This is a genomic window from Hyalangium minutum (assembly GCF_000737315.1).
Classification (GTDB): domain Bacteria; phylum Myxococcota; class Myxococcia; order Myxococcales; family Myxococcaceae; genus Hyalangium; species Hyalangium minutum.
In genome coordinates this window covers 1-14,328 of sequence record NZ_JMCB01000013.1, presented here as the reverse complement: position 1 = coordinate 14,328, position 14,328 = coordinate 1, and the positions used below count along the sequence as shown (strand labels likewise).

Here is a 14,328-nt window from a genome sequence, read left to right as displayed (position 1 = left end):
TCTGCTTCAGATGAAGACGCCTGCGGACGCGTCGTAGCGCGCGTTGTCCAGCTTGAGCGCGGGCGTCTGCTCGCGCAGGGCATCCATCACCTGGCGGACGCCGTGCTTGCACTTGGAGCACTCGCACTGGCCCTTCTTGCAGGTGCAGTCGGCCTTGCTGCCGCACTGGCACTTCGCCGACAGGAGCTCGTCCACCTCCTGGAGCGGGCTCTGAGCGGGGCGAGCCTGAGGGGCGCTCTCCTTCTTCTCGGTGGGCGTGGCCGTCTGCGTCGTGGCCGCCTTCCGATGGCCCTCGCAGGCATGCCCCACGCTCGGCACCAGCAGCAGACCGCCCGCAAGGCTCAGGGCAGCTACCGTCGTCAGTCCGATGCGCTTCATCTGCTTCCTCCTTCGGGCAATACCCTGCAACAGCCCTCTACAACCTGAACACCCGAGACGCGAGCGCCTATACCCCAGCGCCTCATTTCTTGCCAAGCATGTTATCACACTTCTGCCCACCTCCTAGCAAAGCCCCGCCCTGTGCCTGAGCGAACCGATCGCGCCCTGTATGCCGTGGCCCTGCTGCTGGGCGTGGCGCCGCTGTGGGTGGCGAGCGCCCTGCCCATGGTGGACTTGCCGCAGCACCTGCATCTGATCTCGGTGCTGCACCGGCTGGATGATCCGACGACGCTCTACCCGGAGTTCTTCGCCGCGCGGAACGCGCTCACGCCGTACCTGGGCTACTACTACCTGGTGAGCGCGCTGAACTGGCTGCTGCCGCTGGAGGTGGCCAACCGGCTCTTTCTCAGCGCGTACGTGGCGGGACTCTCGCTGTCCCTCGCGTTCCTGCTGCGGGCGCTGGGCCGTCCCACGTGGCCCTCGCTGCTCGCGCTGCCGTTCGCCTATGGCGACAGCTTCGCCTGGGGCTTCGTGAACTACTGCGCGTCCCTGCCGCTCGCGTTCCTGTGCTGCGGGCTCTTCGTGCGCACGCTCACGGAGGTTCCTCGGCGGCGCGCGTGGGCAGCGGGGTTGGCCGCGTGCCTCGTGGCCGTGCTCCTCTTCCACGTGCAGGCCTTCTTCTTCCTTGCGCTGGGGCTGCCGTGGCTGCTCTTCACCACGCCCGTGCCCGAGGACCGGGACACGCGGGGCTTCCGTGCTCGGGTGAAGCCTCGGCTCGCCGCGCTCGCGGGCGTGCTTCCCGGCGTCCTGCTGTTCCTCGGGTGGGTGGCGCTGCGGCTCGGGCAGCCCGCGGAGATTGCGCCGGGCCAGCCGTGGAAGGCCTGGGGACCGCTCCTGTCTCCGGAGAACCTCGCCTACAAGTCCTTCGAGCAGAACCGGGCCGAGTTCCTCTCCGTGCTCGCCAATCTGTTCCATGACGGCTCGGATCGGTGGCCGCTCTATGCGGTGGGCGGCGTGGCGGTGGTGGGACTGGTGCTGGGGCTCGCGCTCGGAGGGCCTCGCCCCGAGGGGCCCGTGGCGCGCTTCCGCATGCTCGGGCTGGGGGTGATCGCGCTCGCGCTGTTCTTCCTGCTGCCCTTCGATATCCGCGGCTACATCTATTATCTGAACACGCGCTACGCGCACCTCGCCGCGGCGCTCCTCGTCGCCAGCGTGCCCGTGACGCGCCCGAGCCACGGGCGCCTGCTGCTGTGGGCGAGCGCCGCGAGCGCCGTGCTGCTGTGCCTCGTGCTCGGCCGAGGCTTCCGTGCCTTCTCGCGCGAGGCCTCCGAGTGGAAACAGCTCGTGGCGGCCACGGCGCCCAAGCCCCGGGTGATGGGGCTCATCTACGACTTCCACTCGGACGTGGTGCGCTTCCCGGTGTTCCTGCACAGCGCGGCGGTGCTGGCGCGGGCGCGAGGCGGCGTCACGAACTTCAGCTTCGCGCTGACGCCCCACTCGCCCTTGCGCTACGTGGGCCCCGTGCCGCCCACCTTCCCCTCCGAATGGCGGCCCCAGGACTTCGACTACGCCTCCATGGGCGGCTTCTACGATCACTTCCTCGTGAGAGGCGCCCACCCCGCGCGCATCTTCGGCGCCCGGCTCGAGACGGAGCTGGCGGTGGTGGCGCACACGGGCAACAGCTGGCTCGTGCGGCGCCGCTGACACTTCACGAAGGCCAGTCCCCACCTCTCTTGTGGGGTGCAGTATGAAGTGGCGCCCATGCCCCATCCTCATGAGCCCCGTCCCCTGCTCGACGCGCTCCGCTCCGGCGCGCCGCTCCCTGAGTTCGCCCCGGAAGCCGTGGAGCAGGCCCGCACCCTCGCGAAGGACGCGGCCGCCGCCACCTCCGCCGCCGTCGAGGCCCTGCCTCCCGCACTGGCCGAGGCCATCCTCGAGGGTGCTGTGCTCGCCGGCAGCACTGCGCTCCCGGAGGCCCTCTCCCGCTCGAGCGTCAAGCTGCTGGCCAAGGCCGCCAAGAAGGCGCTCTACCGCCTGCGCTCCCGAGGCGTCGCGGTAGCCGAGGCCCCCCGCCCCGAGCCCGAGCCCGTCCGCGTCCCGGAGCCCGAGGCCTGGCCCTGCCTCGCCACCAGCATCACCACGGACGGCAAGCGAGGGCTGATCCTCGTCCGGCCCCTGCGGGGCGGAGGCCTGGAGGCAGCCCAGGTCGTCTTCACGGACGAGCTGGGCGTGCTGGAGCTCACCCTCACGGAGGCGACCCGGAGCAGCTACCGCAAGCGCCTCAAGGAGGCGACCGAGGCCCACTATGCGATCGAGGTGCCCCGCGAGGAGGCCGCAGCCCAGCTCTCCGAGGCCGCCGGGCTCAACCTGCGCACGCGGACCCCCTTCCCCCAGGATCTGGAGCCGACCCTGCGGCACCACGGTGTCCAGCCCGCAACCGCCGAGTTCACTGTCCCTCCGCCCGAGCCCGAGGACGTGAAGGGCGTCATGGAAGGCCACACCCTCCACGAGACGATGGAGATCGAAGCCTGGCTGCCTCCCGAACCAGAGATGCGGAAGGTGGTGCAGAAGGCCGAGGAGATCGCTAACAGCCCCCTGGCGCTCACCCCGGCCCAACGTGAGGAGCAGACGCTCCAGGCCGTGCGAGCCCTGGCTCGCGCCTACTTCACCCCGGAGCAGCGCAAGCGCTACGGGCTGCGCCTGTGGTGGATGGCGAAGTTCTTCGAGCGCACGGACCGAGCCTCCGCTGCCCGCGTCGCACGCTCCGAGGCCCGCCGCCTCTTCCACGGGCCCGAGGAGCCCTTCTCACGGTTCGCCGAGACCCTCTTCGAGAAGATCATCCGGCTTGGAGAGCTCTTGAGCCCGGCCGCCGAGGCCGCGCGCGGGGGCACCTCACCCACGCCCGCCTCGCCTGCTCCCTCCTCCACGGAGCGGCGCAGCCCGGGAGGCCTCATCCTCCCGTGAGCCGCGCCTGGCGCCCCGCGTCACCCGTCGACGCGGGCGCGCAGCAGCAGATCCAGGTTGTCGTCCTCCCACGCCTGGGCGCGCTTGAAGTCGTGGAAGCGCCGCTCGTGGTCGAGGAACTCGGGCGGGTGCACGCACCGCCGGCCATCGTCGCCCCGCTTCGCGCGGTACACGTGGTGCAGCATCTCGTGGAAGACGATCCACTCGACGAAGTACCGGGGCACCACCGGCTGATCCAGCGCCGGGTGGATCCGGATCACCCGCGAGTCCGCCGAGTACGAGCCCATCTTGATGCTCTTGCGAGGCCCCTTCACCCGAGGCGCCGGGCCATAGGTGATGGCCGCGCTGATCCGACTCTGGAAGTAGCGCTCGTTGAGCCGGTCGAAGATGCGCCCCAGGTCATGGTGCCGCCCCACCGGATCCAACCGGAGGCGCTTGCGCATCTTCTCGGGCGACAACCGGCGGATATACGCCTTGTTGCGCTCGATGAACTTGTCCAGCCGGATGCTGGCCTCCGCATCCCCGTGGCGCACGAAGTCCGCCAGGGCTTGGATCACGTCATCCGGCGCGGCCAGGAACATGTGGTGCAGCCGGAGCCGGAAGCGCGCGCGATGCCGCTGGAACGTGAGCATCGTGTGCGTGTTGTCGTGGATGTCGATGGAGACCTTCGCGCGCAACCGCGTGCGCAGGCGCCGCTCCAGCACGCGGCGCCAGACCTTCAGCAGACGGTTGGGCTCGGGCGCCACGGGTTGCTGCCGCGCGAGCCGCGCAACGGGGTAACTCCGCTTGGTGACTACGGTTTTCTGCTTCGTCGAGCGAGCCATGGGTCAGCGCGGGATTCTAAGAGCCGGTCTGACACCGTGTAAACGGAGGGAAGGAGCAGAAATCCTAGGAAATCCAACGACTTAGGGACACTCAGCCGTACCCCTGCCCACTTGTCCGGTACTGGAGCAAAGCAGCGCCTATGGCGCTAAGTCCTTGTTATCTGTAGTTTTTCTTGCAGCGGATCTCGATGACCTGGGGCGAGCGTTGCCCGGCCTTGAGAACCTTGACAGTGCTGCCCTCGCGCTTCTTCTTGGGAGGGCACCACCAGGCGAGCTCGATACGGCCCGCGGGATAAGTCAGGACCTTATTAGGCTCCACCTTCTTGTCGTTGACCTTGATCAGCGCGAAGTTGGTCTTGAACTTCACCTCCGCGAGCGGTCCGGTGGGCTTCACCTTGGTCTCACCACCGCCCGTCTTCGTGCTGGAGGTTCCCAGCGGGTTCTCGCCCGTTCCTGGGTTGGCCGAGGAGGCCTCCTCCGGAGTCTTCCCCTCGGTGTCCGCAGCGGCCAAGGCCCCACCCGCCGGGTTGTCCTGTTCGCCCGCCGCAGAGGTGCCCGCCGGATCCGTCTGCCCCTGATCCGTTTGCGCGGGGTCCTGCGCCGCAGCGACAGCCTCGGAGCCAGCGGGAGGCTCGGTCTCCGTGGGCGTGCCTTCCGTGGGGGTGGCCGGGTTCGCCTCCGAGGGAGGTGCGGGCTGCTTCGTGGGCGCCACTGCACCTGCCCCCAGGACGGGCTGCGGAGGGGGCGGTCCGTTGGACTCACCTGTCCCCTCGGCGAACGGGCGCAGCGCCCAGAAGATCCCCAGCCCGCCGATCACCAGCGCCACGGCGACGACGACGGCCACCCAGAGCCAGCGGCTCTGCGGCGCGCGCTCTTCGAGCTCCTGGTCATAGCCCGCGGTGGACTCGTCATCCTCGGGCTCGGACCGGATGCCCTCCGTGGGATAGGAGTCGTCATCCATCTCGGACAAGCCCGACTCGGTGTTCGCGGGCTCCTCCTCCTCCTGGCGCAGCACCTGCCGCTGCCGGGAGTTCCGCTGGTTCACCGTGGGCTCCGACAGCGAGGCGGACGAGGGCTCATCCAGCACGCGCCGCCGCTGGCCCGTGGTGGAGGACACGGGCGGCTGCGAGGCGGCCTCGGCCACGCGCCGGCGATGCCCCGTCGCAGGCGGCGTGACGGAGATGGACTCGGCGCCGCGCTCATCGGTGTCGGGCGCCTCTACCTCTCCCAACTCTTCCTGCTCCTCGCCTTCGTCCTCGAACAATCCCCCAGTGCCCGTCGGCTGGGTCAGGGAGATGGACGGATTGGACGGATCCACCTCGGCATCCGCGAGCTTGGGGCGCGAGGGCGAGGACACCGGGCGGCGGGCGCGAGGCTCCGTGTCCCGCTCGACGGGAGGTGTGGGGCGCCGGGAAACGACGGTCCCCTTCGAAGAGGAGGTGCGCCCGCTCTTGCGCTCCTGCACCGTGGACTCGCCGGGCTCGAGCGGAGGCGGCACGAAGCCCACCGGCACCGTGCCGATGGCGGTGCTCATCTCTTCCTCGTCATCGAACTCCGCGGGCTGATTTCCTGTCGGTTCGGCCGTATCGCCCAGCTCGCTGACCTCGGCCTCAATGGACTCGTCCAGCGTGTCGTCCACCGGCGGCTTCTGCGCCAGGATCTCCCGGGGCCGGGCCATCTGCGTGGGCGGCTCCGGCTCGTTGTCGAAGCTCGGCGGCGCGGGCACGCCCTCTCCGGTGATGCGACGGCCCGGACGCGCGGTGAGCCCAGGAGCCATGGCCCGGGTGGCATCCTTCTTCGCGGCGGAGGCGACAGGGATGTGGAGCACCGTGCGCTCCTCTTCCTCGCCCATGAGCCGCGCGATGTAGTCGGAGATGTCCGTGCTCTGCTTGATCACCCCGGAGGCGAGGAACGCCTCCAGGTCTCGCTGCACCTCGGAGGCGCGCTGGTAGCGCTGGTTCCGGTCCTTCACCAGGCAGCGCATGATGATGCGCGACAGCTCGGTGGGATAGTCGTCCTTGAGCAGGTGCGGCGGAGACGGATCCTCGGAGCGGATGGCGTAGAGGATGCCTTCCGTCGTGGGCTTGGCGAACGGGCTCTTCCCCGTGGTGATCTCGTACATCATCGTGCCGAGCGCGAAGATGTCGGTCCGGTGATCCAGCTTCTCCTGCGCCACCTGCTCCGGGGCCAGGTAGAGGAACTTGCCCTTGATGACGCCGGGCTTGCTGCGGTTGACGTAGGTGCCCGCCTTGGCGATGCCGAAGTCGACGATCTTGACCCGCCCATCGTAGGCGATCATCACGTTCTGCGGGCTGACGTCGCGGTGGATCAGCTCGAGCGGAATGCCGTCCACGCCCTTGGAGAAGTGCGCATAGTCCAGCCCTTGAGCCACCTGGGCGCAGATGGCGGCGGCGACCCCGTAGGGCACGGTGGCGCCGAACTTGTTCTCCTCCTGCACCACCCGGCGCAGGTCCACACCCTCGACGAACTCCATCGCGATGAAGATGGTGTTGTCGAGCTTCCCCAGCTCGTACACCTGCACGATGTTCGGGTGGTGCAGCTGGGCGGCGATGCGGGCCTCGTCCAGGAACATCTGGACGAACTCCGGCTCCTCCGACAGGTACGGGAGGATGCGCTTGAGCACCACCAGCTCAGGGCTGGGCGGCTCTTGTGCGAGGAAAAGCTCCGCCATGCCTCCCACCGCGAGCCGCTTGATGAGGACGTATTTGCCAAACGGGATGGCGGTTTGGGGGGAGGTGGAGGAAATGGGCGTCCGCCGTGGATGGATCAGAAAAGGGTGGCTCGGGCTGAACAGGCCCGAGGTTTCCAGAGCTTACCCGCAAAAACGCGATGGGTGGAGGCTCTACCGCAAGGGGTAGGCTGGCCGATCAGGGCGAGCCAGCGACCCCCGGCAAGTCCGTGGCACAATCCTGTGGGTAGAGGATGTAGGTGTAGTCGTTGCTGGTGCCTGGCACGTACCCAGCGTCCCGGTAGGAGAAGGTGCAACTGGAGAAGGTGCCCCCGTCGGCGGAGGTGAAGCCGCCGTCCGCGCAGGGTACATAGCTGTACGTATCCCACACACCTCGGATGCCATTGGGGAAGTTGACCGAGCCGCCATCCTTGACGAGCGCGCGCCAGTCACAGCGGGGAGTGCCGCCGTCGAACGTCACGCCGAACGTCTTGTCGTTGCTGACCAAGACACCGCCTGTCACCTCGAAGCCCAGGGAGGTGCCGTTCTCCGGCAGGTCCGGGCGCTGCGTGAGGGCCAGGGGATCGGGGTTGGTGATGGTGATGGGGCCGGGGATGTGGACACGGGCACCGCCATAGTTGGCGTTGGGCTTGGCCGCACCGCCATGGGCGTTGCCAAAGGTGGTAGGCACCGTGAGGTCCTGCGGCACCGGGACAGTGCCCGTCTTGGTGATGGAGAGGGTGCCGCTGACGCCCGGGAGCTGGTCGTTGTTCTTGACCGTGGGGCGGTACGCGGAGCGGGTCTTCACCTGCGTGTTGGTGGAGGAAGGGCTGATGTCCGAGGCGGTGCGGTTGATGTGCCGGAAGAGGCCCTGAATCGTCAGCTCATCCCCGAGCTGCGGCACATACGTCGTGGGCGTGTCCGCGTCGTTCTTGTCGATCCAGATGCCCTCCCGGCGGAAGCACGGATCCACGACCCAGAACTGGGCGATGGAGTCGCCCTGGGCGCCGCGGTGGAGATCATCCACCGCCGTGACGACCACGTGCTCCAGCGTCACCGGCTGGCCCTGCGTGTACGTATTCCGGACGATGCCCACGGGGCCCCGGCCCTGACTGTCTGGCGCTGGGCAGATCCGCGTGCCGCCATCCGGCAGCGTGGAGCCCCCATCGCTCGGGTTGCAGGCGCCCGTGCAGCCGTTGTCCGGTCCCGCGTCCGGGATGAGATCATCGAGGCCCGAACACCCGATGGTGGCCACCGCCGCCAGGACCGCTGCCCCCAGCGTCTTGCGGAGAGACATCTCGTTTTCTCCTATGGATTTCCCGACATGGCGCTCCATAGAGTCCGGCGCCTCGATACGGGGGCTTATACGCCATCACCTCCCCGTGGGCCATCCGGAGGGACGTCACATGAAGGCGGTCGTGTTCCATGAGCACGGGGATGAGCGGGTCCTGAAACTGACGGAGTTTCAGGACCCCACCGTGGGCGCACGAGACGTGTTGGTGCGAGTCAAGGCCGTGGCGCTCAACCACCTGGACCTCTGGGTCCGCCAGGGGTGGCCGGGGCTCAAACTGGAGATGCCGCACATCCTCGGCAGCGACATTGCCGGAGTCGTCGAGAAGGTGGGGCCGGAGGTGACGGATCTGTCACCGGGCACCGAAGTGCTCGTGAACCCGGGCCTGTCCTGTGGCGCGTGCGCTGCGTGCCTCAAGGGGGACGACAACCTGTGTCCCAAGTATCGGATCATTGGAGAGCACACGCGCGGCGGGTACGCGGAGTTCGTCTCCGTGCCCCGGCAGAACATCCTGCCCAAGCCCTCGAAGCTCTCCTTCCCCGAGGCCGCCTGCCTGCCCCTCACGTTCCTCACCGCGTGGACGATGCTGGTGCGCCGCGCCGACGTGAAGCCGGGCGAGACGGTGCTGGTACAGGCCGCAGGCTCGGGCGTGGGCAGCGCGGCGGTGCAGATCTGCAAGCTGCTGGGCGCCAAGGTCATCGCCACCGCCTCGACCGAGGAGAAGCTGAAGCGAGCCCAGGCGCTCGGGGCGGACCACGTCATCAACTACGCGGAGAAGGACTTCCTGGCGGAGGTGAAGCGGATCACCGAGCGCCGCATGGTGGACGTCGTCTTCGAGCACGTGGGCGCCTCCACCTTCGAGAAGAGCGTGGCGTGCCTGCCCTACGGCGGGCGGCTCGTCACCTGCGGGGCGACGGCGGGCCATGAGGTGAAGATCGATCTCCGGGTGCTCTTCTACAAGCGCATCTCCCTGCTGGGCTCGACCATGGGCAGCAAGGGCGACCTGTTCCGCATCCTCCAACTGGTGGAGGAGGGCCGCCTCAAGCCGGTGCTGGACCGCACGCTGCCGCTGGAGGAAGCGGCCCAGGCCCAGCAGCTGCTCCAGAACCGGAACCACTTCGGCAACGTCGTCCTGCTCCCCTCGCCCCTGTGAACCTCCCCTTCTTCCGAGGGCTCAAGCCCACCCTCCATATCTCCCACCGCGGCGGCGCCCTGCTGGCTCCGGAGAACACCCTCCCCGCCTTCCGCATGGCCGTGGAGCGCTACCGCACTCAGATGCTGGAGCTCGACGTCCACCTCACACGCGATGGCGAGGTGGTCGTCGCCCACGATGCCCTGCTCGATCGCTGCACCGACGCCCAGGGCCCCATCTCCGCCCGCTCCTTCTCCGAGCTGCGCCGCGTGGATGCCGGCTACCGCTTCACCCCGGACGGCGGGCGCACCTTCCCCTTCCGAGGCCAGGGCGTGCACATCCCCACCCTCTCCGAGGTCCTCCGCGCCTTTCCGGGTCTGCCCATCAACCTGGAGATGAAGCCAGACACCCCGGGCACCGAGGAGGTGCTCTACGAGGTGCTCCGCCAGGAGCACGCGCTGGACCGCGTCTGCATGGGAAGCGAGCTGGATGAGGTAGGCGAGCGCCTGGTGGCTCGCATGCCGGACGCCTGCCACTTCTACCCTCGGGATGCCCTGACGGCGATCGTCCTGGCCATCCGCTCGGGCGAGGCGCCTCCCGAGGATCCGCGCTACACCGTGCTCGACATGCCTCTGTATTTCGGAGAGGTGCGCCTGGTGGACGAGGAGTTCCTCCGCACCACGACGCGCCACGGCAAGTGGGTGAACGTCTGGACCGTGGATGATCCGGAAGAGATGCGCCGCCTCGTGTCCGAGGGCGTTGGAGGTATCATGACGGACCGTCCGGATCTGCTGCGCCAGATCCTCGACGCCTCTTCACCCGCGCCGTAACCACCTGGAGCCCATGCCTCGCAACGTCTCGCGCAAGCGCCCCACGCCCGCCTCCGCCTCTCCTGAAGTCGCCGCTCCCCCGGCCGCGAAGCCCGCTCCTGCTCCCGCGCCCGAGGAGGCCTCCGCTCCCGAGCCCAAGGCCCGCAACGCCCTGCGCGCCCGCCTGCCCAAGGCCAAGCGCTTCGTAGCCCTGGCCGGCAACATCGGCGCAGGGAAGACCACGGCGGCCAAGCTGATCAGCCAGAACTTCGGCTTCGAGCTCTTCGACGAGCCCGTCATCGATAACCGGTTCCTCAAGGACTACTACGCGGACATGCGCCGCTGGAGCTTCACCCTCCAGCTGGAGTTCCTCATCCGCCGCGTGGAGCACCACGAGCTGATCCACTCGGTGAAGAAGAGCTGCGTGCAGGACCGCACCCTCTACGAGGATCCGGAGATCTTCGCCAAGTACCTCCACGGCCTGGGGCACATGACGAACAAGGAGCTGGACCTCTATTACGAGTACTTCCAGCGCCTGTCCCGCAACATCACCCCGCCCGACAAGGTCATCTGCTTCTCGGTGGGCTCGGTGGAGGTGCTGCTCGACCGCATCCGCACGCGCGGCCGCCAGGAGGAGCGCGGCATCCAGAGCCAGTTTCTGCTCGGGCTCAACGGCTACTACACCTCGTTCCCCCACGTGCTGCAGGAGAAGTACGGCGTGGACTGCCTCTCCATCGACGTGTCCACCCAGGACATCCGGCGCGGGAAGGGACGCGAAGAGTTCCTCGATCGCGTCTCCACCTTCCTCGCCTGAGGTTGCACGCCTCGGAGCGGCCGCCCGGCGCTCAGCGCTGGGCCTTGGGCGGCGGCGTCACCGACGTCTGCGAGATGAGCACCCACACCGAGTCCGTCTTCTCGCTGTAGAACAGGGTGATGGCCACGTTGCGCCAGCCGTGGTCGAACTTGAAGACGAAGCCGAACGTCTCGTAGAGCGAGCGCTCGCGCAGGCCCTGCAGGAAGCGGCCGTAGAACTCCTTCACCTTCGTGCACGGAGCCACTTCGTCGAAGAAGTTCTTGCCGAGCTGCCGGTCGCGGTTGATCCGCGCCAGGTTCGCTTCGGTCTGGTTGAACTTGAGGATGCGGCCGGTGCGGTCGAGCTGAATCAGCCCGAACGGCAGCGTGTCCATGTCCCCGGCTGTCAGCTCGTCAATCTGCCGGAGCAGATCATCGGCTTGGGCGTTCACGCCCAAAGCGCTCGACGACAGGGAAGCGGCAGGAAGAGCAGCCACGGGGTTCCTCCGGGGGTAAAACGGCAACCCCACTGATAAGGAGCAAACGTGGCTCGGGCAACTGGGACCCTGAAAACCTGGACCCACAGGGGGGTCCTCTATCGACCGCCCGACACATCCCTCCCCTTTTGCACAACGAGTGAAGGAGCTGTCTCGTGGAACACACTGCGGCCAAGAGCGCGCGCGACTCCGAAGTGGTGATGACGCAGCTGATCCTCCCGTCCGATGCCAACAACCTGAACTCGGCGTTCGGCGGCAAGGTGATGGAGTGGATCGACATCTGTGGAGCGGTGGCCGCCCAGCGCCACTGCAGGCAGGTGGTGGTGACGGCCTCCATCGATGACCTGCACTTCCACTCGCCCATCCGCGTGGGGTGGATTGCCCAGCTGCGAGCGCGGGTGCTGGCCGCCTTCCGCACCTCCATGGAGGTGGGCGTCACCGTGCACGCGGAGAACCCGCTCACCGGCGAGCGCTCGCTCACCACCAGCGCGCTGATGACGTTCGTGGCTCTGAATCAGGAACGGGGCCGGGTTCAGGTGCCTCCGCTGAAGCTGGAGACCGAGGAGGAGCGCCTCGCTGCTCACGAGGCCGAGGAGCGGCGCACCCAGCGCATCTCGCGCCGCCAGGAAGCCCAGAACTGGCTGCGCGTCATGAAGGAGTGAACTGGCGGCCTCAGACGAACAGCAGCTCGACGACCTGGAAGCGCAGCAGCTGGCGGGTGAACTCGATCACCCGCTCGATCTCGGACTGCCCCAGGCTCTTGCGCACCGGCTGCCTGTCGTCGGTGGTGGAGGCGCGCAGGAGGATCTTGCGCACCTGACGGTTGGTGAGCCGGGGGTTGAGGCTGCGCACGTGGGCCACAAGCGCGCCCAGCTGCGACACGGACTGGCCGGCGATCATCAGCGGGCTGGCCGAGCACTCCTCGGGGCTCACCGCCACCGAGAGGATGCGCGCGTCCACCAGCAACGAGCAGGTGAACTCCTTGTCCACCGGCAACCCCACCCGCTCGAGCTCCGCCACCATCGGGCCCGTGTCGTGCGCGGGGATGATGGGCAGCACATCCAAGCGCTCGCAGGCGGAGAGCAGCTCCTCGTAGCGCTGCCGGGCCGCGCGGCCCCGGGGGCTGTTCTGGAACTCCACGAAGGCCTGGTGGACCTGGGCCATCACCGCCTGGAGCAGCGTGGCGTCATCCGCCTCCGGAGAGACGCCCATCGTCTGGGCCATGCGGGCGCGGCGCTCGGGGACAGCGCTCGGCTCCTGCCACACCTCGTAGGTGACGGAGCTCTCGCTGAGCACCATCGACAGGTTCACGGCGCCCAGACGGCCCGGGTTCTTCAGGAACTCGGACAGCCGCTCGAGCACGTCCTCCAGGCCGCCCGCCACCCGCTCCACCAGCGCCTCGCGCAGCATCGCGCGGATCTGCTCGGCCTGGGTGCTGTTCATCTCTCCGTCCCGCTGTGCCTGTGCGCCGTTCATGATGGATGCTCCTTGCGAGAAATCGGCGGGGGGTGCTGCCGGGGTCTCCCGGGCCCGCCGCTGTCTGGAGAATGCAGATTCAGTGCCAAGCTCCCAGGGGGGCGGACCGGGTCGGGACTTCAGCCACTCAGGCCGGGACGAAGTGGATCTGCGCCCGGCTCATGACGTGCTCGACGGCCATCAGGTGCCACGCCGTCTGGTCGATGCGGGCCAGGTTCTCGGGCTCGGCGCGCAGCGACTGCGCCAGCGCCTCGAGCGACACCCCGGCGGCCGCGGCCTGCTCCTTCAGCATCCCCTCCACGTACTCGGGGGTGAGCTGGAGCCCGTCCCGCTTGCAGATGGCGCCCAGGGCCAGCCCCAGCCGCAGCTGCTGCTCCACCCGGCTCCGGGTGAGCGGATCCTTCAGCCAGTTGTTCAGCGACTCCGTCTGGTCCTGCACGGAGAGCTCCAGCTCGCGCACCGTCACGCCCTCACTGGCATTCCAGCGCAGCTGGATCTCCTGGTCGATCAGCCCGGTGGGAATCTTCACCTCGGTCCGCGCGGCCACCTCGTCCAGCACCCGCTGCCGGGCCTGGTACGCGAGATCCTGAACCCGCTCCTGCTCCATCTGCTGGAGGATGCTGCGCATGGCCTCCTGGAGCGTCGCGCCCCGGCCCAAGGCCTGGAGGAATGCCGGGCTCTCCAGCTCGGGGTACTTCACCTGACGCGCCGCGTGGATGTGGACCACGAAGCGGGCCTGGACGCCGCGCAGCGACTCCATCAAGTACGTCTCCGGCAGCACCAGATCCACCACCACCGTCTCGTTGGGCTTGCGGCCCACCAGCGTCTCGTACAGCCCGGGCAGAAGCGGCTCGGGCTCCAGAGGCAGCCACACCTCCTTGCGGACGCTGAAGGGGATCAGCTTGCCGTGGACGTACCCGGCGATGCTCAGCAGCACCTCGTCCATCCACTCCGTGCCCTCACTCGGGTAGCGGTAGCGCTCGGTGGCGTGCGGCCGGGCCACCTCCAGGAACCGCTGCTGCACCTCCTCGGCGCTGAAGCCCGCCTGGGCGGGGATGGTGACGCTCAGCCCCTCCAGGGAGGGCGCCTGCACCTGCGGCAGTTGCATCGGGCCGGCCAGCTCAGTCACGTGGAAGGAGTTCATGGCGAGTCTTTTCGAGGGGTTGGAGAAGTGGAGGGGTGGAGACAGGGAGGACTAGAAGAGGCTCTTGATCTTGTCGCCCAGCTTGTTGAAGCCCTCCTTGATCTTCCCGGCGTTCTCGATGGCCAGGCCGGTGATGGAGGAGACCGCGGAGATGCCCGCGCCGACCTGGGAGACGATCGGGATGTTGGTGGCGGCGGCGGCCGAGCCAGCGGCCGTGATGGTGGAGGTCACCTTGGCGGCGGTGCTCGACTTGGGGTCGGCCCAGGTGCGCGCGGCGATGCCCGCGTCCAGCGCCGCGATGCCGATGTTCAGGCCCGGCGCGAAGCGGCCGG

General features: G+C 68.4%; 13 protein-coding genes and 1 pseudogene. 6 read left to right on the top strand and 8 right to left on the bottom strand.

The window, feature by feature from the left end:
• Positions 1-6 precede the first annotated feature (6 nt).
• Positions 7-378, bottom strand: a complete 372-nt coding sequence (locus tag DB31_RS28915) for a hypothetical protein (RefSeq protein WP_044193461.1) — start codon at positions 376-378, stop codon at positions 7-9.
• Positions 379-519: 141 nt separating this feature from the next.
• On the opposite strand from DB31_RS28915, the gene DB31_RS28910 reads away from it, so the two are divergent.
• Both DB31_RS28910 and DB31_RS28905 read left to right on the top strand, forming a co-directional pair.
• Positions 520-2,082, top strand: a complete 1,563-nt coding sequence (locus DB31_RS28910; RefSeq protein WP_044193459.1) for a hypothetical protein — start codon at positions 520-522, stop codon at positions 2,080-2,082.
• A 57-nt stretch (positions 2,083-2,139) separates the two neighbouring features.
• Positions 2,140-3,342: a hypothetical protein gene (locus tag DB31_RS28905; protein WP_044193457.1), complete on the top strand. Its 1,203-nt coding sequence runs from the start codon at positions 2,140-2,142 to the stop codon at positions 3,340-3,342.
• Between the two features lie 20 nt (positions 3,343-3,362).
• Here DB31_RS28905 and DB31_RS28900 read toward each other — a convergent pair whose 3' ends face one another.
• The 3 genes from DB31_RS28900 to DB31_RS28890 form a co-directional block, all read right to left on the bottom strand.
• Positions 3,363-4,166 carry a hypothetical protein gene (locus DB31_RS28900; protein WP_044193454.1) on the bottom strand — a complete coding sequence of 268 codons (804 nt, stop codon included), beginning with the start codon at positions 4,164-4,166 and terminating at the stop codon, positions 3,363-3,365.
• A gap of 157 nt (positions 4,167-4,323) precedes the next feature.
• On the bottom strand, positions 4,324-6,882 hold the full coding sequence (locus DB31_RS28895; RefSeq protein ID WP_338034336.1) for a serine/threonine protein kinase: 2,559 nt from the start codon (positions 6,880-6,882) through the stop codon (positions 4,324-4,326).
• Between the two features lie 172 nt (positions 6,883-7,054).
• On the bottom strand, positions 7,055-8,152 hold the full coding sequence (locus DB31_RS28890) for a hypothetical protein (RefSeq protein WP_044193446.1): 1,098 nt from the start codon (positions 8,150-8,152) through the stop codon (positions 7,055-7,057).
• A 109-nt stretch (positions 8,153-8,261) separates the two neighbouring features.
• Here DB31_RS28890 and DB31_RS28885 point away from each other — a divergent pair, with 109 nt between their 5' ends.
• From DB31_RS28885 to DB31_RS28875, 3 genes are read left to right on the top strand one after another with little or no spacing between them, the layout of a single operon-like run.
• Entirely contained in the window at positions 8,262-9,299 is a 1,038-nt protein-coding gene (locus DB31_RS28885; RefSeq protein WP_044193442.1) for a zinc-binding dehydrogenase, read from the top strand.
• Positions 9,296-10,108, top strand: a complete 813-nt coding sequence (locus DB31_RS28880; protein ID WP_044193439.1) for a glycerophosphodiester phosphodiesterase family protein — start codon at positions 9,296-9,298, stop codon at positions 10,106-10,108. Before DB31_RS28885 ends, DB31_RS28880 begins: the two co-directional genes overlap by 4 nt.
• Before the next feature lie 13 nt (positions 10,109-10,121).
• The gene (locus DB31_RS28875) at positions 10,122-10,901 is read left to right on the top strand and encodes a deoxynucleoside kinase (RefSeq protein WP_044193436.1); all 780 of its coding nucleotides are present in this window, start codon (positions 10,122-10,124) and stop codon (positions 10,899-10,901) included.
• Between the two features lie 31 nt (positions 10,902-10,932).
• On the opposite strand, the gene DB31_RS49145 is transcribed toward DB31_RS28875, so the two are convergent.
• The gene (locus tag DB31_RS49145) at positions 10,933-11,376 is read right to left on the bottom strand and encodes a PAS domain-containing protein (protein WP_052420333.1); all 444 of its coding nucleotides are present in this window, start codon (positions 11,374-11,376) and stop codon (positions 10,933-10,935) included.
• A 155-nt stretch (positions 11,377-11,531) separates the two neighbouring features.
• Here DB31_RS49145 and DB31_RS28865 point away from each other — a divergent pair, with 155 nt between their 5' ends.
• The gene (locus tag DB31_RS28865) at positions 11,532-12,038 is read left to right on the top strand and encodes an acyl-CoA thioesterase (RefSeq protein ID WP_052420332.1); all 507 of its coding nucleotides are present in this window, start codon (positions 11,532-11,534) and stop codon (positions 12,036-12,038) included.
• Between the two features lie 10 nt (positions 12,039-12,048).
• On the opposite strand, the gene DB31_RS28860 is transcribed toward DB31_RS28865, so the two are convergent.
• The 3 genes and pseudogenes from DB31_RS28860 to DB31_RS49745 all read right to left on the bottom strand — a co-directional run.
• Positions 12,049-12,852: a hypothetical protein gene (locus DB31_RS28860; protein ID WP_052420331.1), complete on the bottom strand. Its 804-nt coding sequence runs from the start codon at positions 12,850-12,852 to the stop codon at positions 12,049-12,051.
• Positions 12,853-12,979: 127 nt separating this feature from the next.
• The gene (locus tag DB31_RS28855) at positions 12,980-13,996 is read right to left on the bottom strand and encodes a trigger factor (RefSeq protein WP_044193433.1); all 1,017 of its coding nucleotides are present in this window, start codon (positions 13,994-13,996) and stop codon (positions 12,980-12,982) included.
• 51 nt (positions 13,997-14,047) lie between these two features.
• Positions 14,048-14,328: pseudogene (locus tag DB31_RS49745) on the bottom strand (hypothetical protein); the annotation flags it as partial.